Origin of the sequence: Caldicellulosiruptor kronotskyensis 2002 (assembly GCF_000166775.1) — a bacterium.
In the GTDB taxonomy this organism is placed as follows: Bacteria; Bacillota; Thermoanaerobacteria; order Caldicellulosiruptorales; family Caldicellulosiruptoraceae; genus Caldicellulosiruptor; species Caldicellulosiruptor kronotskyensis.
The window spans coordinates 46,606-70,191 of record NC_014720.1 but is presented as its reverse complement, the minus strand read 5'-3'; the positions used below and the strand labels follow the sequence as shown (position 1 = coordinate 70,191).

The 23,586-nt window shown below is 33.7% G+C and carries 18 protein-coding genes, 2 tRNA genes and 1 pseudogene; 3 read left to right on the top strand and 18 right to left on the bottom strand.

The genetic code is table 11. The features are described from left to right. Nucleotides 1-19: 19 nt before the first annotated feature. The 6 genes from CALKRO_RS00230 to CALKRO_RS00205 all read right to left on the bottom strand — a co-directional run bounded on the left by CALKRO_RS00230 (nt 20) and on the right by CALKRO_RS00205 (nt 7,342). The gene (locus tag CALKRO_RS00230; protein WP_013429121.1) at nt 20-844 is read right to left on the bottom strand and encodes a glycosyltransferase; all 825 of its coding nucleotides are present in this window, start codon (nt 842-844) and stop codon (nt 20-22) included. After that, nucleotides 810-2,240, bottom strand: coding sequence for an O-antigen ligase family protein (locus tag CALKRO_RS00225; protein ID WP_013429120.1), 1,431 nt, complete (start codon nt 2,238-2,240; stop codon nt 810-812). The genes CALKRO_RS00230 and CALKRO_RS00225 overlap by 35 nt, the downstream gene beginning before the upstream one ends. A gap of 2 nt (nt 2,241-2,242) precedes the next feature. After that, on the bottom strand, nt 2,243-3,208 hold the full coding sequence (locus CALKRO_RS00220; RefSeq protein ID WP_013429119.1) for a glycosyltransferase: 966 nt from the start codon (nt 3,206-3,208) through the stop codon (nt 2,243-2,245). 145 nt (nt 3,209-3,353) lie between these two features. Beyond that, on the bottom strand, nt 3,354-4,463 hold the full coding sequence (locus tag CALKRO_RS00215) for a glycosyltransferase (RefSeq protein WP_013429118.1): 1,110 nt from the start codon (nt 4,461-4,463) through the stop codon (nt 3,354-3,356). Nucleotides 4,464-4,477: 14 nt separating this feature from the next. Beyond that, on the bottom strand, nt 4,478-6,694 hold the full coding sequence (locus tag CALKRO_RS00210) for an O-antigen ligase family protein (protein WP_013429117.1): 2,217 nt from the start codon (nt 6,692-6,694) through the stop codon (nt 4,478-4,480). A gap of 15 nt (nt 6,695-6,709) precedes the next feature. Further along, nucleotides 6,710-7,342, bottom strand: coding sequence for an MBL fold metallo-hydrolase (locus tag CALKRO_RS00205; RefSeq protein WP_013429116.1), 633 nt, complete (start codon nt 7,340-7,342; stop codon nt 6,710-6,712). A 158-nt stretch (nt 7,343-7,500) separates the two neighbouring features. Here CALKRO_RS00205 and CALKRO_RS00200 point away from each other — a divergent pair, with 158 nt between their 5' ends. Continuing rightward, complete coding sequence (locus CALKRO_RS00200) at nt 7,501-8,073, top strand: stage II sporulation protein M (RefSeq protein ID WP_013429115.1); 573 nt, start codon at nt 7,501-7,503, stop codon at nt 8,071-8,073. Between the two features lie 60 nt (nt 8,074-8,133). On the opposite strand, the gene CALKRO_RS00195 is transcribed toward CALKRO_RS00200, so the two are convergent. The 6 genes from CALKRO_RS00195 to CALKRO_RS00170 form a co-directional block, all read right to left on the bottom strand. After that, the gene (locus CALKRO_RS00195) at nt 8,134-9,267 is read right to left on the bottom strand and encodes an aldo/keto reductase (protein WP_013429114.1); all 1,134 of its coding nucleotides are present in this window, start codon (nt 9,265-9,267) and stop codon (nt 8,134-8,136) included. A 278-nt stretch (nt 9,268-9,545) separates the two neighbouring features. Further along, a tRNA-Glu gene (locus CALKRO_RS00190) sits at nt 9,546-9,620 on the bottom strand. Nucleotides 9,621-9,642: 22 nt separating this feature from the next. Further along, a tRNA-Lys gene (locus tag CALKRO_RS00185) sits at nt 9,643-9,718 on the bottom strand. A gap of 91 nt (nt 9,719-9,809) precedes the next feature. Next, a complete protein-coding gene (locus CALKRO_RS00180; RefSeq protein ID WP_013429113.1) occupies nt 9,810-11,606 on the bottom strand; it encodes an ABC transporter ATP-binding protein in 1,797 nt (598 codons plus the stop codon). 31 nt (nt 11,607-11,637) lie between these two features. Continuing rightward, entirely contained in the window at nt 11,638-13,380 is a 1,743-nt protein-coding gene (locus CALKRO_RS00175) for an ABC transporter ATP-binding protein (RefSeq protein WP_013429112.1), read from the bottom strand. 164 nt (nt 13,381-13,544) lie between these two features. Next, entirely contained in the window at nt 13,545-14,825 is a 1,281-nt protein-coding gene (locus CALKRO_RS00170) for an adenylosuccinate synthase (RefSeq protein ID WP_013429111.1), read from the bottom strand. A 154-nt stretch (nt 14,826-14,979) separates the two neighbouring features. Between CALKRO_RS00170 and thiT the strand changes: the two genes are divergently transcribed. Continuing rightward, the gene (gene thiT / locus CALKRO_RS00165) at nt 14,980-15,612 is read left to right on the top strand and encodes an energy-coupled thiamine transporter ThiT (protein WP_013429110.1); all 633 of its coding nucleotides are present in this window, start codon (nt 14,980-14,982) and stop codon (nt 15,610-15,612) included. A gap of 39 nt (nt 15,613-15,651) precedes the next feature. On the opposite strand, the gene CALKRO_RS00160 is transcribed toward thiT, so the two are convergent. Together CALKRO_RS00160 and CALKRO_RS00155 are read right to left on the bottom strand one after the other, a co-directional pair. Continuing rightward, complete coding sequence (locus CALKRO_RS00160) at nt 15,652-16,515, bottom strand: TPM domain-containing protein (protein WP_013429109.1); 864 nt, start codon at nt 16,513-16,515, stop codon at nt 15,652-15,654. A 17-nt stretch (nt 16,516-16,532) separates the two neighbouring features. Beyond that, nucleotides 16,533-17,102, bottom strand: a complete 570-nt coding sequence (locus CALKRO_RS00155) for a LemA family protein (RefSeq protein ID WP_013429108.1) — start codon at nt 17,100-17,102, stop codon at nt 16,533-16,535. A gap of 248 nt (nt 17,103-17,350) precedes the next feature. Here CALKRO_RS00155 and CALKRO_RS00150 point away from each other — a divergent pair, with 248 nt between their 5' ends. Then, nucleotides 17,351-18,874 carry a WG repeat-containing protein gene (locus tag CALKRO_RS00150; RefSeq protein ID WP_013429107.1) on the top strand — a complete coding sequence of 508 codons (1,524 nt, stop codon included), beginning with the start codon at nt 17,351-17,353 and terminating at the stop codon, nt 18,872-18,874. A 28-nt stretch (nt 18,875-18,902) separates the two neighbouring features. Here CALKRO_RS00150 and CALKRO_RS00145 read toward each other — a convergent pair. The 4 genes and pseudogenes from CALKRO_RS00145 to CALKRO_RS00130 form a co-directional block, all read right to left on the bottom strand. Continuing rightward, nucleotides 18,903-19,355: pseudogene (locus tag CALKRO_RS00145) on the bottom strand (pyridoxal-phosphate dependent enzyme); the annotation flags it as partial. Nucleotides 19,356-19,608: 253 nt separating this feature from the next. After that, complete coding sequence (locus CALKRO_RS00140; RefSeq protein WP_013429106.1) at nt 19,609-21,744, bottom strand: DUF262 domain-containing protein; 2,136 nt, start codon at nt 21,742-21,744, stop codon at nt 19,609-19,611. A gap of 23 nt (nt 21,745-21,767) precedes the next feature. Beyond that, nucleotides 21,768-22,298, bottom strand: coding sequence for a hypothetical protein (locus CALKRO_RS00135; protein ID WP_013429105.1), 531 nt, complete (start codon nt 22,296-22,298; stop codon nt 21,768-21,770). A 28-nt stretch (nt 22,299-22,326) separates the two neighbouring features. Next, nucleotides 22,327-23,586: an AAA family ATPase gene (locus CALKRO_RS00130; RefSeq protein WP_041741449.1), complete on the bottom strand. Its 1,260-nt coding sequence runs from the start codon at nt 23,584-23,586 to the stop codon at nt 22,327-22,329.

Genomic DNA, 23,586 nt, shown 5'->3' with positions numbered 1-23,586 from the left:
GTGATTAATTGTAATAATTTTAAAAATTAGCTTTTTTATATTCTTTATTTGTCAATAATGTAAATAAAATCTTTTTTAACTTTTCAATAAACTGCTTAGGTACTATGAGCAGAAAAATGTTTCTAATTAAACCATAAAACCAATAAGGATTTAATGCCTTGTTGTCCCATATAATTTTTATTCTAGATTTTAATTGTTTTTTATAATATTTCCACGAAATATTACTTTCTCCCAAAGTATAACGTATCAAAGGTTTATCAATATTTGCACATTTAAATTTTTTTGTAATTTTAAAGAAATATGCATAATCCTCGGCATATTTATATTTTTCAGGGTAAAAACCCACCTCGTCAATTACCTCTCGTCTAAACATTACCGCTGGATGAATAAAGGTGTTATTTACAAATATAAGCTTTTTTATAGTTTTATAATCTGTAGGTTTTTTTAGAATATAACTCACTCTATTTTCTTCAACCACCTCAGCCCAACTACCAACTAAATATATTTCCGGGTTATATTCTAAAAATTGTTTTTGAACGCTAAATCGATAAGGTAAACACTCATCCCCCGCATCTAATCTTGCAATAAACTTATATCCCTTTTGATAAACTGTTTTTAATCCTGCATTTAGTGCATGTTCAATTCCTTGATTCTTTTTTAAATAAATTATTTCTATTTGTACACGCGGATTTACACAAAGGTCCCTTAGTTCTTCTTCTGTAGGTTTACTAAAGCTTCCATCGTCAACTATCAAAATATCAACATCGTCATTAATTGAAGCTATTGATTTTTTTAATCCTTCTATGTTGTTATAATGAGGAATTAAAACAACTACATCGTTCATACCCTGTTCTCCTATCTTTGTATATTTTTATAGTAAAGTATTTAACATAAAGATAAATTGCTAAAAACATTAATAGCCATATATCAAGTTCTTCAAATTGCCATCCATTTAATCCTCTAAAGAAATATATAAAAATAAGTCCGATACACAAAAGGATATATTGGTTCTTCCTAATTGCTTTTATTGCTAATAATAGCCAACCTATAATTATACTTACTAAAAATGTAAAACCTATAATGCCTAACTCTGACAATGTTTGTAAGTAAATATTGTGAGGATTATCTACTTTGTATTTCCTCAAATATAGTGCTTTATTGCTCCTATAGCCGCTTCCACAAACTTTGTGATTTTCAAAAATCTTCAAAGCTTCCTTCCATAGCTCTAATCTGCTCGTGATAGAAACATCCTCTCTTTGTGTTTTTTGTTCCTCTACCCTCGATAGCTTAAGAGTTGTAAGAACTGAAAATCTTTCAGTTACTGCATTACGAATATTAAATGGATTTAGTAATAATATTAACGAATTAATAAAAATCAATATACAACCTAAGTATAATATGCTCTTTTCCTTGTATATCAAGTACCCTATTAGTAAGAAAAATATCAACAAACATAATGACAAAAAAGCTGTTTTAGAAATTCCTATGTACAACTGCATAGTCCCAATAACAGCAGTACTAACAAGAAGAAACTTGTAGAATCTTACATTAAGATTGTCTTTATATTGAAGATACACTAAAATTGAAATCCCTATATATGAAATAATTAATGAATCAGTAACATTTTGTGAGTTACCCAAAGGTGGAGTAGCAAATACTTTGTAAATAAACAAGCTATAAATGGGATTCCCGGACTGCACTTGTTTTGTTTTGAGCATCATCAAAAAATATGAAGTTCCTAACACATTAATTATTTTATAAATCTTTATTCCTAACAATAATACTACAGTTATAAGCAAAGAACCTAAAATTACTTTTGCTGCTTGAACCCCATAATAATTCATATATATCAAAACACAGAAAGAAAAATAAATCATAACTACTAGCTTTGATAAACTTACCAAAGTTGAAACCTTATCATTTGACCATAATAAGCTCAAACACGCCCAACTTATATATAACAAAATGTTCCAAATTAAAAGCAAACCTATTTTATCTTTTCTTTTTGTTTTGTAGAGTAAAATCTCTTTAATAAATTTAAAAATTTCTCTATTCATTGTTATTGTTAGAAAAATACAAAATAAAACCATTTCAATAACGTACAGTTTCAACCTTTCATAACCTATATATAAACCACCCATTGGATACAATAAAAAAGAGAAATAGATAAATATTGCCAATAAAATTCTTATCATTTTGTCATATGTAATTGCCCTCTTATTGTTTTCTTTAGATTTCAAACTTATAACCCCTTTCCAAATTTACTCTTTTTAGAATCTATTAGAGCTTTAATAATGTATTTTAGTAAAAAAGGTCGCTTATTAAAGAATGTTTGAATGACAAATTTAAAAATAGAAAAATAAAAAAAGACTTTTCTTACAAACGTATATTTTGAAAAATATTCATCCATATATTGAAGCTTTAGCTTATAATTTCGCAAATAATAATAAACAAAAACAGGTTCGAGTTCATAGTTTAACTTTTTAATTTTTTTTATTATCACTGCATCCCTTACATATAAAACATTAGTATATAAACTAGCTAAAAAACCATATATCGTATCGTCATCTACAATGAAGAATCTTTCATCTGGTAATCCAATTCTCTCTACCATGCCTCTGCTAATCAGCATACCTTCAAAACACCCTACGTTTACTACACAAAAAGGCTTTCCATTTTTAAAAGAAATGTCATCCAAAGAATATCTTAATCCTGTCACAATATCCAATCCACCTTCCCATAGACATTCGGTGTTATCATAATAAACTCGTCGAGGATGAATGCACTCTGAAATTTCAGTATATTTAAATAGCTTTTCTAAACAGTCTTCCTGAGATTCAACGTCATCATCAAGCAACCAAAACCAGTCACATTTTGTTTCCAAAGCTATCGAGATTCCTATCTTAAAACCCCCTGCTCCTCCTTTATTGTTATTTAATCTGACATATAAAAACTCTGTTTCTTTTGTATCATCATATAATATTTCTTCTACATCTTGTTTGAACTTATGTAAAATAACTTGACTAAACTCACTTTTTCTTCCGTATCTGAAATATTTTTCCTTTACTTCTTTATATCCTTGCGAATTATTGTCGACAATAATAATCCATTTTAATTTTAAAGTCTGTTTTAAAAGAGATTCTATATTTTCTATTAAAAGTCTTTCCCTGTTGAAAGTTACAACAATTGCACAAACCTCTTTATTCAAAACATCCCCTCCATTTCATTTATCAACAACGCTTTTTTCTTCTAAGTAGACATTCAACATTTGTCTGTTTTTTCAACAACGTATTTTTCAAAAAATTTTACTTTAGGAATAAACTAAATATCATTGCCTTTTTGTAAAGAATATGTTAGGTAGTCATACCACCAAGCTCCTTATACAATTTTTTATATTGACTTAGCATTTTTTTATCATTAAATTCATTTATATATAAAGAATATGAATTCTCTCCGAATCTTTTCCGCATATTCTCGTCATTAATCAAAATTTTAAGAGCTTTTACAGCTTCATCTTTCGTAGTAAATAAAAAGCCATTTTGATCACAGCTTACTAAATCAATGTTCCCAACACACTTATACAGAACTAAGGGTTTTTTCAGAGACATTGCCTGTAAAATAGTTAAAGAAAGTCCTTCCCACAAAGATGTGGATAAATAAATGTCAACATCATTCGCTAAGTATTCTATTGCTTTATCTCTACTGAGCCAACCTGTAATCCTTATATTCGGAGAAGTTAACCTATCTTTCAAAGGTCCATCGCCTATCCATAAAAACTCTATTTCTTTAACTCCAATAAATTCTTTTGCTATTGAATTGAATAAATCTGGATTTTTTTGTTCTACTATTCTTCCGCTATTTCCCACTATTATCTTTTCTTTATTAAAACTTTTTGTTTCGTCCATAAATATCTTTGAGTAGTTTTTCACACCATTGTTGATATAAAAGGCATTGATTTTATACTTTTTAAATTCTTCAGCCTCTGATTTCGAACATGCAACTACAAAACCACCGCATCTTGCTGCTATTTTTTCGCACAAAATATATATATTCCTTTTAAGTGACGAAACGTCCTTTCGCAAAAAAGAAGCTCCGTGTGGTGTATAAACCACTTTGTTATATAACTTCAAAAATCTACTTGCAATACGTCCTATAAAACCTGCTTTTGAAGAATGTAAATGAATAACAATTTTTCTCGCCTTAAATCTCCTTAATATAGATATAACTTCAATTAATGCTTTAAAATCTTTTATTAAGTTTATTTCTCTCTGGAAATTTTTAACTTCAATAAATTCAGATGCTTTTATTAATTGTGTATAATTATGGGGTGTATCCTCTCTTAAGCCATGAATTATAACATGGTCATATTCTGGCAATTCATTTACTATGTCACTAATAAAATCAAAAACTCCTCCACTAAAACTTTCGACTATATGTAGTATTGTCAGCTTGCCTCGATTCATTTGATATTTTCTCCTTATAAATCTTTAAATTTACTTTTGACTATATTTAATATTTCCTGAGTTCTTGCTGTCATAATAAACACATTTATGTTCTCTTTGCCTTTTAAAACTGGAGGAATCCTCTCCCTCTCCTTTTTCACCCTCTCAATCTCCTGTGGAATCTTTAACACAACCTCATAGTACTTCTTCGCTTTTTCTTTATCACCTTTTCCAAGGTAATAATCTCCAACCTTTGCATATGCATCAGCCTTCAGCTCATAGTTTGCTGGTTGAAGAGGCTGAAGTTTTATCCCCTCTTCTATCTGTGAAAGTCCGCTATCTATTGCTCCATGAGAAAGAAGATATACTGCATATTTAAACCTTATCTTTGCATTGAACCTGTCATTTACAATTGCCTGTCTGAAATAACCATCTGCCTTCGCAATCAGGTTTACATCTTTGTTCTGGTCACCTATTCTGTATAGAGCAACCGCATAGTCTGAAAGCGCATTGGAATTGAGTGAGTCGTATGTGACAGCTTTTGACAAAAACGAATATGCAGCAGACAAATTTCCTGCTTGCAGTGCCTGCTGACCAATGTTAGCATAGTAGTTTCCAAGTCTGAAATTCAGTGAAATTATTATCACAAACAGATAAAATATTGTCAGCAAAACAGGTACAAAATTTGCTTTTCTGCTCGTGTAAATCACCTTTTCTTGATTATGCTTCTGAAGAATTTGTGAAGATGTCGAAGCTAATACCCCTAAAGCTGCAAATAGCAGAACTTGCACAGATGCGAGCGAAAAGTCAAAGTCAAGCACTGAGTGAGAATAAAGCTGTACAGCTGCAGCCACAAGCCCAGCAATAATAACATTCTCTTTTTGTTCTTTTTTATCCCATGCCTTGATCGAAGCAGAAAATAAAAGCCATAAAAACACTAAAAGTATACTAAATCCAACAATCCCCGTGTCAAGAAGCACCTGCAAAAAATAGTTGTGAGACTGGGTTGTAAAATATAAATAAGACTGGTACATAAAATACAGTGATACCCATGCCCCACCACCATAACCGAATAAAGGGCTTTTTAAGAATATCTTTAATCCATCTTTGTAAAACACCATTCTTTCAACAAAGTTTCTCTCTTTCCAGAACATAGCTATGGATTTTATTTTCTCAACCATGTCTGAAGGAATCAAATGCATCCTTAGAGCAACAGCAAAACCAATGATAGCCAAAATGCCAACAACGCCTGCAACCACTAAATAAATGTTGTTGCTAATACCATAAAGTCTTCTCTCCACAAATCCAAAAGCATATGTCAGGACAAAAACCAGAAGCATCTGGATGAGCAAGACAAGCCAAAGTTTTACTTTCCCATGTTCGTTTAGGTTTGCCCCAACCTTATTCAAAAAAGCAATAACAAAAGCGCCAACAATCGCTATGTTAAAAATGAGCGAAATTCTTTTTTCTCTCGGCAAAAGCAAGAAAAATACCAAAAGTGCAAGCAAGAGGGTAATATATGAGCCTCTTGAATATGTAAAGAAAAACGCTGTAAATATAAAGCTTGAAAAGGCAAAATAGGAGCTTTTTAGCAGCTTATTTCTACTATACATTGCCAGCATCAAAGAGATTATAAACCCGAATGCCAGCACAGTTCCTGCTGTGTTGTGATACTGCAGTGTTGAGTTTATCATATTCCCAACCCAAAGCCCGTTCATGGCCATGCCAAGAGGGCGGGCAGTCTCTGGTATTAACTTTACCGCTGCTTGATACCCAAAAAATGCAACACCTACTGTTGAGAGAAAAAGAGTATTCAAAATAGCAAGTTTTTCTGCTTTGCCTTTTGAAATTCTTGACGCCACATAAAAAACTGCAAAGTAAAATGCATACTTGAAAAATTCTCCAAGAGCAAGCCTTCTGTTTGCTGCAAAAAAGTAGGGAACAATATATGCAACCATAAAAAGAAGCAGAATAAGTTCAAGTTTTGAATTTATTAAAAAACCCTCTTTTGAAAGATAAAGATATATTGCAAAAAGGATAAATATCCCAGCCATAACTGCTTGAAATACACTTAGTTCATAATCAAAATAAAGTCCTCTATAATATGGACTCATCAAAACAAGCACACAAAAGGCAAAAAGTACAAATGCTTTGTATGCCACAAGTGTTTTGTCTGGAAAAATTGAAGTTCCACTTTCACCAAATTTATTTGCACTTTGATATATACTTTTCTTATCACTTTTTTTTGCCATCTCGCAATTTCTCCTTTATCCTTTGTATTTAAGCAGCATAACCTTCTGTTTTTCTGGAAGGCAATTGATTTCAATCTCACTTGTCTGCAGCACTTCAACTTCTTCAAAATACTTTGTAAACTCTTCTACCTTCCCAAGGTCAAACTTGAGCTTTTCTGTCTTGTAATGCATAGGAATTATAACCCTTGGATTTACAGCCTTTGCAACATTGAAAGCCTCTTTCGCATCAATTGTATATACGCCGCCAACAGGAATTAAAAGAATATCAACTTTCCCCATCTTTTCAAGCTCAGGGGATGAAAGTTCATGCCCCAAATCGCCAAGATGCGCAATTGAAAACTCATCCTCAATGACAAACACAATATTTTCTCCTCGTTTTTGCCCTTTTTCTTTGTCGTGGAAGGTCTTTATGCCTTTTATTTTAACACCTTTGACGTTAAATTCGCCTTCCTTGTCGACAAGAACATAATTCCCTTTTAGGCTGCCTGTGTAGCCATGGTCAAAATGCTTGTGAGATGTGAGCACCACATCAGCAGATACATCAAACACCGTGTATCCAACAGAAGCATCGTATGGGTCTGTTAGAATTTTTACCCCTGATTTTGTCTCTATCAAAAAGCTTGCATGTGCAAGGTATGTTACCTTCATGGCAAACCCTCCTCTTTTTTGCATCATCATAATTATATATCAAATTGAAAGCAGTGTTAATTAAAATTTTGTGAAAAATTGTTTTTTAATATTTGCATACTCGTTACATTTCTGGTATCATTCTAAATAGAGACTCTTGAAAATGGGAGATGCTTCTTTTGAGATATATCATTAGCACTTTTAAATCTGAGAAAAAGCTTCTATTAATAGCCTTATTAATTTTTATTCTTTCATGTATACTTGGAATTCTCTTAGCCTTAGCATTTGAACCACAAATAACTAAGCTATTTAATACGGTTATTAGAAAGTTCTTTCAAAACCTTCTCAAAAATGTTTCTAATTCATCTGATTTGTTCTTTGTAATTTTAAAAAATAATCTAAGAGTATATTTAGTAATATTAACCTTAGGAACAATATCATTTGGACTTGTCTCTGCTTTTATTCTGATTACAAATGGACTAATTGTAGGAATTGTATCAACAATATATGCAAAACAGACATCTATATTAAAAACTCTGCTTTTAATTTTGCCTCATGGGATATTTGAAATAAGCGCATTTGTAATTGGAAGTGTAGCATCGGCAATATTTTTAAAAGAAGCTATCTCGAAAAAACAGCCAAATTTGAAAGAAGCATTCAAAAAATTTTTTGCTCTTTCAATCGCTGGCGCTTTACTTGTAGTCTTTGCAGCCTTTATAGAAGCTTTTATAACTCCGATTTTCGCAAAATAAAAGAGCTGGCAAACAAAAATAGTTAAAAATGCGCCAGCTCTTTGTTGCTATTTTTTACTTTTATTTTGATCCAAGCGTCTGAGCAGTTTCTTTTAATTGTTTTCTAATTTGAATCTTCTGCGGACATTTTTCTTCACAAATTCCACACTCTATACATTCCTCAGCTTTTTTCCCGGGCAACCACTGAACAGTCCCAATCCTCGCATACTCAGCTTTCGCGAATTCAGTCAGTCCATATACCCTGTGATAGTTCATTATTTGGAAATTAAGTGGAATATTTACCCCCTGCGGGCATGGCATACAGTAGTTGCAACCTGTGCAGTAAAGGTCTGCAAGTTTTTTATTTTCTTCCATGGCTTTTTTAATAAGTTCAACTTCCTCAGTGCTGAGCGGATTTGGATTAGACGCAACTGATGCATTTTGCTCAACCATCTCAATAGTAGACATACCAGAAAGTGCACAGGATACATTCAGGTTTGCCAAAACAAACCTCAGAGCAATCTCTGCGCTTGACACAACTTTCCCCGGAAGAAGATTCTGGATGACAGGCGACGGTGCACCAAGCCTTCCACCACCGACAGGTCCCATCACAACAACCCCAAGCCCTTTTTGGGCTGCATATTCGATTGCTTTTTCATTGCTCCTGTCAAGTAGATTGTACTGGCAAAGAACTGTCTCGAATACCTCTCCTTCGTCAATTATTTTTATCATGTTCTCAGGCCTGTCATGGAAGGAAAATGAAATGTGACCAATTAATCCTTCTTCTTTTGCCCTTTTTGCTGCAGAAAGCGGTCCTCCTTTTTTGATAATTTTTTCTTTGAATGTTTCATAGTTTATACCCCACATGTGATAAAAATCAATCTTATCAATATCAAGTTTTTTGAGAGAGCTTTCAAGTCTTTTTAAGAAATTGTCTCCAGAATCATCTTCAATGGGATTCTTTGTTGAGATATAAACCTTGTCTCTTATACCTTTTATAGCCTTTCCAACAATTATTTCGCTCTGTGAATCGCAGTAATATGGAGCTGTGTCAATGTAGTTTACACCAAGCTCAATTGCTCGATGTATTATCTTTATACTTTCATCTTCGTCATATATCATTTTGTCATTTACTCTTTTTTGCGGAAGCCTCATAGCACCAAAACCTAAGGCTGATATCATAACCCCTGTGTTTCCAAACCTTCTGTAAAGCATTTTTCTTTTCCCCTTTCAAAGCTTGTGTAATCGTTTACTTAATTATTTTATAAATATTTTTATTGTTTCAGCAAGTAGTAAAAGTTCACAAAATAAATTGAAAAATTTAAACAAAAAACAAAATGGGCAGGATAATTTTACTACCTGCCCACTAAAATCCTATATCATATTATAAATTATCCATATTCCAGCTGCCTTCATTAGCTAAGTAAGCTCAATACACCTTAAAGCTTTTATCTTTTGCATCCAAAAACTTACTCAACTTTACACAAACAAAATGGTGACCCCGAGGGGATTCGAACCCCTGTTACAGGCGTGAAAGGCCTGTGTCTTAACCACTTGACCACGGGGCCACCTGTGACTTTTAAAATTAAATGGTGAGCCATCCGCGACTCGAACGCGGGACACCCAGCTTAAAAGGCTGGTGCTCTGCCTACTGAGCTAATGGCCCACACAAATTAAACACGGTTAAATATTATAAGACCTTTCTTGTTATTTGTAAATACCAAAAATATATTCGCAGTATCTTTTCCTTCCTTTTATCACCCTGCCTTTACAAATCTTATCTGGCTTGCACAAAGTTCATAATAAATGCCTTTTTTCCTTATCAAGCTTTCGTGTGTACCCATTTCAGCTATTTTCCCTTTGTCCATTACAATTATTAAATCTGCATCCTTTATGGTAGATAACCTGTGAGCAATCACAATTGAAGTGCGGTCTTTCATCACCTTGTTTAAAGCGTTTTGCACCATAAGCTCGCTATGTGTGTCAAGCGATGCCGTTGCCTCATCCAAAATAAGAATCTGGGGGTTTTGAAGCAAAAGCCTCGCAAGACTTATCAGCTGTTTTTGTCCAGTAGATAGCCTGTTTCCTCTTTCATTTACCTGTGTAAAGTAACCATCCTCAAACTGCGATATAAAATCATGTGCACCTAAAAAATTGCAAACCTCTATAACCTCTTCAAGCTTGGCATCTGGTTTTCCATACAGAATATTGTCAAGGATGCTGCCTGAGAACAAAAACGGTTCCTGCTGGACAATACCTATAAGTTTCCTTAAACTTTTAAAGCTAATTTTCTTAAGATCAATGCCATCGATAAGGATACTACCTTTTTGCGGGTCGTAAAACCTTGCAAGAAGATTTACAATTGTGGTTTTGCCAGAGCCTGTTGCACCCACAAGCGCAACCATCATTCCTTTTTTGATTTCAAACGACACATCTTTTAAAACATATTCTTCATCTTTGTACGCAAACCATACATTTTTAAATTCAATTGAATTTCTAAAAGTAGATATCTCTACCGGATTTTTATCCTCTTTTATTTCGGGCTGAATAGAAAGCACCTCAAAGATCCTTTCTGACGATGCGCTTGCAACAAGAAGCTGATTGTAAAAGTTCGAAAGTGTAACAACCGGTCGCCAAAACCTGTCTAAATAGCTAACAAAAGCAATTAAAGTTCCAACTGTAACACCGTTTATTTTAAGAAGCTTTACACCGTAAAAGTAGATGATGAGCGTTCCTATCATTGAACATACCTCAACCGCAGGTGAGAATATACCGTTAATCCTGACCGCCTTCATCCATGACAAAAATACATCGTCTATGACATCTTTGAAAATAGCCCTGTTGACCTTTTGCCTGACATATGCCTGAATCACCCTGATGCCACTTATGTTTTCGTGTATATACGCATTTAAGTTCGCAATTTTCCTTCGCACAGCCCTCCAGTTTCTTTTTATGGCGTTTCTGGTTGTAAAAAGAACTACTAAAAAAATTGGCAAAGCTGCAAATGTCACCATTGCAAGTTTAGGATTTATAGAAAACATTATTATTGCTGCCAAAACTAAGCTTGACATGTCCGTTATCACATTCACAATGCCGTTTGTAAATAGGTTGTTCAAGGTATTGACGTCATTGACAATTCTAACAATAATTCTTCCTGTTGAGTTTTTGTCAAAAAAGCTGAAAGAAAGGCTTTGAACGTGGTCAAAAAGAGCTTTTCTGATATCAAACAAAACCATCTGTCCTGTTCTGTTTGCAAGCCTTATCTTGTTTTTTGAGCACTCTTTGTTAACAAAAAGCATTAAGATAAGCAAAGCTCCAATTATCAAAATTCCATTGAAATCTTTTTTGGGGATATAGTGGTCAACTGCCTGCTTTAGAAGATAAGGAGAAACCAAGTCAGCAACTGTTGCTGCAAACATGAAAATCAAAGTTAAAACCAGCCATTTTTTGTATGGAAGAAGAAACTTAAAAAGCCTTTTCAAATATGGTATCTTTAATTCGTAATTTGTCTCTTCTTGAGAAAAAATTTGCTTTTTGGCCACAGGGTCTGCCATTTTGAAAAATTCCCCCTTTTACAAAACTTTTTTAAGCAGGAAGTGAGTTTGCGCGCTCGAGCAGTTGTTTTTTGAATGTTGTGTAATATCTACCTTTGTGTCTCATCAACTCTTCATGTGTTCCTTGTTCAACAATTCTGCCATCTTGCATGTAATAAATTTTGTTTGCCTCAACAACAAGCTGAGAAATTCTGTGGGTTATGATAATTGTTGTTCTTCCTTTTATCACCTCTTTCAAAGTATTCTGAATCTCAGCCTCTGTTTCAAAATCAAGACTTGAGGTCGCATCATCAAGCACTAAAATTTTTGGGTTGTATATGAGCGCTCTGGCAATTGCAATTCTCTGTTTCTGACCGCCCGAAAGTCCTATCCCTCTCTCACCAACAACGGTAGAGTACCCTTCTGGAAGCCTTTCAATGAACTCATCTGCCCGGGCAAGCTTTGCAGCCCATTTTATCTCTTCTTCTTTTGCATCTGGCTTTCCAAACGCTATGTTTGCAGCTATGGTGTCAGAAAAAATAAATGTCTCCTGCATTATTATTCCAATGTTTCTTCTGAGTGAACAAAGCTTTACATTTTTCACATCAACATCATCAATGAGTATCCTGCCAGATGTCGGGTCGTAAAATCTGGCAAGAAGATTTATTAAAGATGACTTACCAGAACCTGCCTGACCTAAAATGGCAACAACCTCACCTGGCTGAATATGAATGTTTATTCCCTTTAGAACAAACTTATCTTTGTACTTGAAATACACATTCTCAAACTTTATGTCACCTTTAATGTTTTTAAGATGAATAGCATTTTTTGGACTATGAATTAAAACCTCACTGTCAAGCACCTCGAACACCTTTTCTAAGGATGCAAAGGCGTTTTGCCACTGGTTCACAAGGTTTTGAATGTTACCAATGGGTGCAGAGAACAAGTTAACATAGCTCACAAATGCAAAAAGCGTGCCAATAGACAGCTTCCCTTTTATAGCCAAATACCCTCCAACAACAAGAATTATGACTGAGTTTAAGCCATTTAAGAAATTTGCAAGAGGATTGTGCACCGACCTTATATCAGCAGCCTGGATATTTTTGCTTGTAAACTCAAATGCAACTTTTTCAAAACTTTTCTTTTCAAACTCTTCATTTCCAAACGCTTTGACAACTCTTATACCTGTTATGTTCTCCTGCACCTTTGATGTGAGCTTTTCAAAGGATGTTCTTATTTCCCTGAAGGTAGGTTGAAGTTTTTTGGCAAGGCTTTTGACGTTAAAGTAAATAAGAGGTGTTGTTGCTAAGCTCAAAAACGAAAGTAAAAGGTTCATTGAAAGCATTATAGAAAGTGCCAATATTAATGTAATGACTATGCTAATTACCTGAACAAAGCCCTGATTTAAAAAGTTTCGAATAGCCTCCAGGTCACCTACCATTCTGTTCATAATAGCTCCTGTTGATGCTCTGTCAAAATATTCAAAAGATTGGTATTGAAGCTTTGTGTAGAGCTGCTCTCTGAGCTTATAGATGGCTTTTTGAGATGTGTATTCGAATATGTAGCTCTGAAAATAACTCAAAATTGCCTTAGAAAGCACAAGCCCTGCCAAAATTAGAGCAAAATAGTAAAGCTTTTCAAAGTGCCTTGCAACAAGAACATCGTCAATGATATGCTTTGACACTTTTGGCACTGCCATACTGCAAAATATCCCTGCCAGCGCCAAGATTAGGCCAACCGCTACCAATAGTTTGCAGTCGTCTAAATACTTCATGAGTCTTTTAAGATAGTCCAACTTTTCTCATCCTCTTTTCCTCAAAAATTTAATTTTATTATACACCCAATCTCAAAAAAAGTTAAGTTATTCCCACAAAAAAACACTTTTTCTGCTGCCAAAGTAACACAAAAAGCCACCCGAATCAACTACATTCTCGGATGGCTTTTTATTGGCAATAACTTTTAGTCTTTTATTATTATATCCTCTCTTGCCGGTCCTGTGCCAATGAGAAAAACCTTTGCACCTGTCTCTTTTTCTATAAACTCTATATATCTTTTTGCACTTTTTGGCAAAGCTTCATACTCTTTTGCAGCTTTTATCTCCTCTTCGCTCCAGCCTTCAAACTCTTCATACACAGGTTCACACTCTCTTGCAACCCTCAAAGATGCAGGGAAAAGATCTAAGACTTTTCCTTCAAACTTGTATCCAACACAAACCTTTATTTTTGGAAGGCCGGATAACGTATCAAGCTTTGTAAGTGCAATCTTATCAATTCCATTTATTAAAACCGCATACCTCACAACAACAAGATCAAGCCAGCCGCACCTTCTTGGTCTTCCGGTGGTTGTTCCGTACTCTCTTCCCTTTTCACGAATGCTATCTCCTATTTCATCCAAAAGCTCTGTGGGAAACGGACCTTTCCCAACCCTGGTGGTGTACGCTTTAACAACACCTATTACCTCTTGAATGTACTTTGGTGCAATCCCAGCTCCAATACAAAATCCACCAACAGTTGGATGTGATGATGTAACATAAGGATATGTTCCATAATCTAAGTCAAGCATTGTTGCCTGTGCACCTTCTAAAAGAACCTTTTTGCCAGCTTTTATTGAATCATTCAGAAGTTTTATTGTGTCTGTGATATACGGCTTCAAAATTTCTCCATACTTCATGAACTGTTCTAAAAGTTCTCCAAACTTCATCGGTGTTTTGTGGTAAACATGGGTAAGTATCTGATTTTTCCTCTCATAAACAGTTCTTAGCTTTTGCACAAACTCCTCTTCATCAAGCATGTCACAAACTCTGAGGTTTGTTCTTTCTGTCTTGTCAGTATATGCAGGACCTATTCCCCTTTTTGTTGTGCCAAGGCTCTCTTCGCCTCTCAGTTTTTCCTGCTCTTCATCAAGCACTTTGTGGTATGGCATGACAAGATGTGCTCTGTCGCTAATTTTTAAGTTCTCTGTTGATATTCCCTCTTTTTCTAAACTTTCTATTTCCTGTATCAAAGATTCTGGGTCAATCACAACACCGTTTCCTATGATGTTGAGCTTATTGTTGTAAAGTATTCCTGATGGTATAAGGTGTAGCTTGAAAACCTTGCCGAAAGCTTCAACTGTGTGACCTGCGTTGTTGCCACCCTGAGCACGAACAACAACGTCAGCTTCCTTGGCCAAAAAGTCTACAATTTTGCCTTTTCCTTCGTCACCCCACTGGGTGCCAACTATCGCGCGGATTTGCTGCATTTTTGTATCATTCTCCTTCTTTTATAGGCTAAGATTATTTACCTTAAATAAAATATTAAAAGTCCTTTAATATTATATCAGAATGAAGTAAGTTTTTTAAGTATTCATTTTGTGATATAATTAATTGAAAAATATGCTTGGGAGATGAAATTAAATGAAGTACCTTGAAAATATATTTAAAGACTTTGAAAAAATGAAATGGTACTCTTTTGCGATAATTGCTGTTTTGATATTTATTAGTATCTTCGTGTACCTTGCGCAAAAACGACAAAAGTTCACAACAAAAGCTCTTGTATATGGTGGGGTAGCTATATCACTATCGTTTATACTTTCATTTATAAAACTCTACAGAATGCCACAGGGCGGTTCAATCACACCTGCAAGCATGCTGCCACTTTTTGCATATGCTTATATGTTTGGACCATTTGCAGGAATTGTCGCAGGCATGGCTTATGGAATACTGCAGCTGATTCAAGACCCATATGTTGTTCACTGGGCACAGCTACTTTTAGACTATCCACTGGCCTTTGGTGCTCTTGGACTTTCTGGGTTTTTCAAGAAGAATTTAGCACTTGGAATCTTAGCAGGTGGCTTTGGAAGGTTTGTTTTTCACTTTATATCTGGAGTTGTGTTTTTTGCATCATACGCGCCAAAAGGTACAAGTCCGGTTGTATACTCTGCCATCTACAATGCAACTTATCTTGGTCCTGATCTTGCCGTGTGTTTGATAATATCCTTTATCCCGGGCTTGAGAAGTGCTATTGATAGATTAAAGTCCCATGCTTAGAGAAGAAGCGAACTTTCTAAAACAAAAAAAGCAGGCTTTTTACCTGCTTGCACCGCCACCGCCAGATGACCCTCCACCAAATCCGCCAAAGCCACCACCAGAAGAACCACCACCGCCACCAAAACCACCAAATCCGCCAAAATGGTGATGGTCTTTATCCCAAGGGTCTTGTCCCCACCAGTATGTTCTTCTTTGTCTTCTGTTTATAAGTGAAAAGATTATTATCAGAAATACAACAATAAAAACACCAAATCCAGATATATCTTTCTCTTCATCCCCTACATGGACTGTTGTAGAAGAGCTGTCATTTTGGGTAAAATCTTCAGAAGTACTATATTCCGAAAGCCCATTTATTTTTATCCCATACTCATTTGCAACCTCGCTTGCCACTGCAAAAAATGTATCTTTTATTCCCTTCGAATATTCTTTGTTTTCAAAGGCAGGAATAGCGTATGTATCCAATATCCAGCCTGCCTTTCCATCTGGAATTGCACCTTCCAAACCATATCCAACTTCTATTCTTATTCTTCCTTTTTTGCCTGAAAGTAAATTCTCCTTATTGACAAGAATCAAAACTCCATTGTTAAGTTCCTTGTCGCCAATTCCCCAGCTATTGAATAGCTCATTTGCATACTCTTCTATTGTGTAGTTTCCAAGACTTTCTACTGTTACAACCACTATCTCTGCTTTCGATTTGTCCTCTATCTCTTTTGCCAAAGCCCTCATCTCTTCTTCATCAGAGCTATCAATCAAGTCTGCATAGTCAAAAATGTAGACATTTTCAACAGGTTTTTTGGGAATCTGGGCGGAGGCTTCAGCAAAAGATACAAACAGAAGGCTTGAAACTGCAATTATAAACACCAATGCAAGTGTTTTGCAAACTAAACCCTGTTTTACTTTCATTGCTAATCTTCTCCCTTTCATTTTGAAAAGTCAACCGAAGGCACACTCTTTGCTTGGCTTGATGCTTGAAAATACTGTCTTTCTTCAAACCCAAACATCCTTGCAATCAAAACGTTCGGAAATACTTTTATTTTCATGTTGCACTGTTTTACTGCCTCATTGTAATCCTTTCTTGCAACCGCAATTCTGTTTTCTGTTCCAGCAAGCTCATCCATAAGCTGCACAAATGTTCTATCGGCTTTAAGATTTGGGTAGTTTTCTACTATCATCAAAAGCCTTGAAACTGCAGATGAAAGCTCATCGTTTGCTTTTGCTTTATCTTCTACTGTATTTGAACTCAAAAGTTTTGACCTTGCCTGAGCAAGAGTTTCAAAAATCTCTTTTTCATGTTTTGCATAAGCTTTGACAGTATTAACTAAATTGGGTATGAGGTCTGCCCTTCTTTGAAGCTGATTTTCAACCTGGCTCCATTTACTGTCAACATTCTCTTTAAAGCGCACAAGGCTATTGTATGTCGAAAAGGTGTAGACCACAGCTACTACAACCAAAACTAAAATAGCTAAAAGGATCTTTGTGCCTTTCTTCAATTTTTTCACTTCTCCTCCCTAAATATATTTTTTGGCTACAAGGATATATATACCCACTATTTAATTGTACTAAATCTCATGCTAAAAATTAACTATGTACTTTTTTTACTCTTTAGTTGAATGTATTTGAAAAATTGTTTATAATATCTTTGGAGTCATTTTTTATTTCAATAGTTTTGATTTGGGTAGATTTGAATGTCAAGTGAGAAAAACTTAGCAAGAAAAATTGTGAAATGGGAGGAAATTTTGTGATAAGAATTAAAAGATTTGTTTGCTTTCTGCTGGTATTTATTTGGCTCATTGGCAGTTTGACCATGGCATATTCTCAGCAAGCCTCTTCTCAAAAGTTTGTGTATATAAAACCGCAGTTTGAAAATGTGATGTTCTGGGAAAACGGCTGGATTTCTTATCTTCAAGGTGGCAAATGGGGAATTCTTAGCTCATCTGGCAATGTTCTTTTAAAGCCTCAGTTTGATAAGATAGAGCCTGTAGTTTACGACGGTCCTTCAATAATGGGTATTGAGGATAAATTTTACAAAGATATCTTTGTTGTCTGGCAAAATGGCAGAGCAGGGTTTGTGGATACAAGCGCTAAAATTCTTGTAAAACCAGAGTTAGATTCTCTTGAGGTTTTAAATCCATGGCTAAATTTATATTTTTGCAAACAAGAGGGAAAATACGGTTTTTTGAATCTGGATAAAAAAGCCTATATAAGCCCTCAGTTTGACAAAATGTACTTTGTTGTTGTGTCTTCATACAACCCAATCGCAAAATATCCTAATCCTTATATAAAATGCACTTTACCAAATGAAGACAAAAAAGAATTCTGTCTTTATGCCCTTGACTTGAAAGATGGAGTTTGGCAAAATTCTTATTTGGAATATGTTCTTGCTTCTAAAGACGGAAAGTGCGGAGCTGTTGATACTTTTGGAAATGTATTTGTAGACTTTAAATATAATTCTTTCGAAGAAGTTTTATCAGACAGCAAGTTTACAAAAGCTGTGCAGAATATGTTAGCAAATGAATCAAAGCCTGCAACATCTTTGAACAAAAATGAGACAAACAAAACATCACCTGATTATATTTCCAGCGAAATTAGTGGCAATAAATACTTCCTTGTGTTTCAAAAAGCAACCAGTAAAGGTTATACACAAACTAAAAGCAAAGAATACTATGATAATGTCAAAAATATTGGGTTTACCAATTTCATTGCAGTTTGTAAAAATAAAAAATGGGGAATTGTTGATATAAACGGAAAATACGTAGTTAAGCCTCAACTTGATGATATAAAAGAACTCAGCGAAGGAAAAATAGCTTTTAAACAAAATGGAAAATGGGGATTTATGGACAAAAACTTTAAAGTTGCTATAAAACCTCAATTTGACAAAGCAGAAAATTTCTCTGAAGGATATGCAGCTGTAATGAAGTCAAATTTATGGGGATATATTAATTCTTCTGGAAATTTTGTTATAAAACCTCAATATACTCAAGCAGGTCCATTTTTTGCTCAGATGGCTGCTGTTGCCACAAAGGATTATGTAGGGCTTATAGATACAAAAGGCAGTTTTGTTTTGAAATTTTCAGCAAAGAACTCCCAATACATGTTTGTTGACACTGAAACCTACAGGTTTAGATATGCACCAGATTCCGTATTAAATTCCTCTGGTTATTCGATCTATAAATATACACTTAACTTCCCCAAATTTGGCTATGTTGTGATTGATAAAAAAACAAAAAAAGTTGGACTTGTATTAAGAGGGCAAGGAAAATAACCTTGCCCTCTTGGTTTTTTATGCTGTTTTATGGCAATTTGATCAATGATTTTTTAATGTCTTCATCAGAAATCTCAACATCCTCAAGCCTGCCGCTTAAATAATCATCATATGCAGCTAAATCAAAGTTACCATGCCCGCTCAAGGAAACTAAAATTGTCTTTTTGGCACCTTCTTCACGTGCTTTGATTGCTTCATCTATTGCAGCTTTGATAGCATGAGCAGATTCAGGGGCTGGAATAATACCTTCTGATCTTGCGAATAAAATTGCCGCCTCAAAAACTTCTCTTTGTTTATATGCTCTTGCTTCAATTATTCCATCTTTATAAAGCTTGCTGACAATTGGCGAATCACCGTGATATCGTAGCCCACCTGCATGAATACTTGGCGGAACGAATTGGCTTCCTACCGTGTACATCTTAAGAAGAGGTGTGAGCCCTGCAACATCTCCAAAGTCATATGTATACTTACCTTTTGATAAATACTGAATGTTTATTTGAGTCAAATTTCATAATCATTACCAGTTTTATTGTATACCGAAACTGAATATTTGTCAACCGCAATTCATCTCTATCTTATAGAAGATGGAGACTTCTTGCGAAAAACTCATTAAAAAGACCTTGAAAAACTCCTCTCTCATCTTATCTTTCTCCTCTCATCTTGAGTTTTGGTTGATAGTTTTATTTTATATTTAAGTTATGAGGGTTGCAAATGTTTTGTTTTGAAGGTAGTAGTTAAGTTAACAATCTATTTAATTCCCTTTTTATACAATCTTTCAACTTTTCGTATCTTTTCTTTAAAAATTCTTTGAAAAAGGCCTCTTCTCCTCGGTATTCTGAGTGCATATTTATATCTGGCATTAAATGTTCATGGCGTGCTAATTGATTAATTTTCTCTAAATATATACGTAAGTCCATTTCTTTTATTGCGTTATTTGCTTCCTTGCTTATATACGTCATATTTAAAGGACTGTTTAATATATGGTCTTTTTTCTCACGTATCGCTTTAGTTGATTGTCCAATCTTAATATCCTTTCCACTTGCTAAGGGACATATATGATGAATGTTTACTTGAATCTTGTTCTCGGCAATATCCCATGCAGTAATATAAATATCTTTGTCTGGTTTAAAGTCAAGTGGTTGCAAACTTATAATATATTGCAAAATTGCTTTCTCAATTGCCTTTGGAATAGTATCATGAATAGGATCTTCTCTAAGTAAAACCTGCAGATTAGAGTAACCTTCTTCTTCCAAAATACGATCATAATATCTCTTAAAATATTTATTAATCTCCTCATTGTCTTTTTCAAATATCCATTTGTATAAAGTAACTATATCTCTTATACATTGCTCATTTTGTCTTTCTCTATAAGCGCCACCAAATAATGAAGCCCAGTACCAGTACTCAATTTTATTTAGTGATTTCCTATCATCCCATACTTTGAAGCTATTATATTGAAATTCATCATCATGAATAAAAACATAAGCTATTGGCAAAATCATTAAATCATATGGAATATTAGTGACACCTATTACACCACATCTAAAATGTAAAAATGCTGCTGCTTTTATCAGAGCTCTGACTACTTTTTCGGTGTTAGTATTAATTTTATCTCTTTCAATGGATAACTGTTTTGATTTTTTGATTAATTCAACTTTTAGTTCGTCTACATTACCATATTTTACATTAGAATATAATGAGAGTAAATTCAAATATTGATTTTTAAAAAACTTTGAAATATTATTATCCTCAATTAAACCTATTCTATTAGCTTGCCAATTTGTTGGTTTTGATCCTATATTATTCCCCCATAATGCATCTGATATATCAATTTTTGTAATTACAATTTCCTTAATTCTATTTGTTAAAGAAATCAAATCTGGAGTGGCAGCTTTAGCTACTACTAAATCATAAACACTTAACTGAGTTCCACCCTCATTAATACTTTCAAAAACTGATATAGCACGTGGCATTTGATCTTTATCTAATTTAATCAAATTTATTTCTGTATCAAATAAATTTTCCAAATAACTAGCTACCGATTCAACCCAACGAGCAACTAATGATGCCCATGCATCATTAATTTTCTCTTCTAGTCCACTTTCAATATACTGACGTATTAAAGGATTTATGTTTGATAATATATCTTCTGGCTTTATCTTACCATCTTTCATATCTGCTTTCAATTCGTCTCTTCTTTTCTCTGCAATTTTATATAAGACTTGTCTATGTAAGTCTTGATCTTTATCATGCGCTGTGTACTGCCAAATCGAATATAATGGCACAAAGTATTCTTCAGCTGCTTTCTCTGCAATTTCATTTAATCTTTTATTCATTTCGTCATTTTCTAATAGTTCCATTTTATATTTGGGATGAAACCATTTATTCTTTTCTCTTTCATTTATCTTTTTACACTCAATAAAATCAATTACTTGTTCTGGTTCATATTTATCTAAGCCGTTAAATTTTAATCTTGTCCAGCCAAATATATCTTCTTCTCCATCCTGCGGTTTTATTCTTAAAAACCATCGATATCTAAGATTCTTATAAATTTTTTCTATATCGTTGCCATAGTCTTTGAAAGCGCTACATAATGTGGAAATTCTTTGTTGACCATCTAAAATATATCCACATTCTTCTTTTACTTCATTCAAGTTAATATACTCTGAGACATAACAAACTTTTTTAGCTGGGAACATTCCTCTTTCTCCTTCTAAAATCAAAAATGAGCCTATCGGAAGCTTCACTAATAATGATGCTAAAAGCCTTTTTTGTTTTTCTATTTCCCATACAAATTCCCTTTGGAAATCTGGCAAGACAAGTTTATTTTCTTCTATCGCTTTAAATATTTCTCTTAAAGTAGTCCCCACTTTTATCATCTCCCTTTATTAATTTAATCTTTCAAAGTCTCCAAAATTTCTTTAATAAGTGTTGAATTGGTTAATTCGTTGTCAATTCCATAAGCCATAAAGTCTTCTGCAAAGTCAGCAATGAACTCTATAAATTTACCTATGTATTCATCTTTATCTTCTTTATCTTCCTCAATAATTTTTTCATATAAAACTTCTATTCCCCCTAATACATACTCTTCAAATATTTGCATATTTTCATTAATAATGTTCTCATCATTAGAAAAAGCTCTCTTTATCCTTTCTTCAAGGCTTTCATCTTTTAGAAAATTTTTATCGCAAAGAATAACCAATCTATAGGCAAATTCTAAGCGATGCTTTTCTGCTACTAACTGCTCTGCAAATATCTTAGCCGTTTCATTTTGATTGTTATCAACTGAAGCTTTTTTATTATAGTATAAGCCTACAATTGGAGCTAAGATATATACATCAACATATCGTGGGAACAAAACTTCGCACAATTTTTTCACATATTTTGCGTGTCTCCCTTTAAAAGCATATTCTCTTTCAAACATATACTTTCCTCCTATTCTTTTTCAACATTTATCTTATTTCTTTTATAATTGTATAGGTTTCACTTACTTTTTCTAACTCGTATTTAGCTGCCACTTTGTCTGCTAATACTCTTTGAGCATAATTCCAGTCCTTATTCATTATAAACATGATAACCTGTTCTGCTATTTCAGGAAGAATTCTCGAAACATTTTCTACGTGAATTTCATCTACATTTGAAAATGGAGCATCCATCACTAATGGATATGGTTCAGTATCCAATTCTAAATTTAAATCATCCTTTTTAACTGAAGAATCAGATTTACCAGTATTTATTATTTTTTCTCGTGCCAATTGTATTATTCCACCAATAAAGGCAAAACTCATTATAGTTTCTAATCCTCTTGATTCATCTGCTCTATCTTTTAATTGGTCACTCAAGTATTCAGTTATTAGTTGATAGTCATAATTAGAATCAATAAATATTTTTCTATCTTCTCCATGATACATTTTTGAAAATATGTCGTTTACTTTTTCGTTTAGTTTTTTTCTGATTTCTTCTTCTTTTTGCTTATAAAACTTCTCTAAAAAATCAGAAAGATATTCTACATACTTAATACACAACTTTATAAATCTATTTTTATCAGTTTTATCGCTTAGATTTTCTAATTCTTTACTTTTTTCCCTAATTTCTTTCTCGATTGCACCAAGCTCCATCAATCTTACATTTCTTTCTTGTTCCTTTTCTCTTTTCAATTTTTCCCATCTTTCCTTATCTTGTGCATAAGCCTTTAAATTCTTCTTGTCAGCTATTTCTTTCATATTTTTTTCATTTTCATCTTCTAATCTTCTTATCTCTTCTTTGTTTTCCAAAATCCTCCCATATAAATCCTTTATTTCTTCAAAGAAGTTCCTTCCATTATCTTTATAAACAGAAGCTTCTCCTAAAAAATTACTTACTGCTGTACCAATATACTTCGGAGGCAAATATTCTTTCAGTTCTATTAGTTTTCTATGCTCTTTGCTGTCCTTTAAAATCTTAGTTCCACATAAACACTCACCACGTTCAATTATGTAGTCAATGGTTTCTGTACTTATTTTAGGAACAATTTCAAAAGATAAGCAAAAACTATTTAACTTCGTTTCCAATTTTTCAACAAACGGGGAAAGTAGAAAATTAAATGCCTTTTCTTGAATTAATTTTTCAATTCTTTTTTTATTTTCTTCTATTGTTTTAGCAAGTTCAGCGATTAACTTTTTATTAGCATCAATTTTTGTCTGATATATAATTGTTTCCTGGTTTTCTCTCAA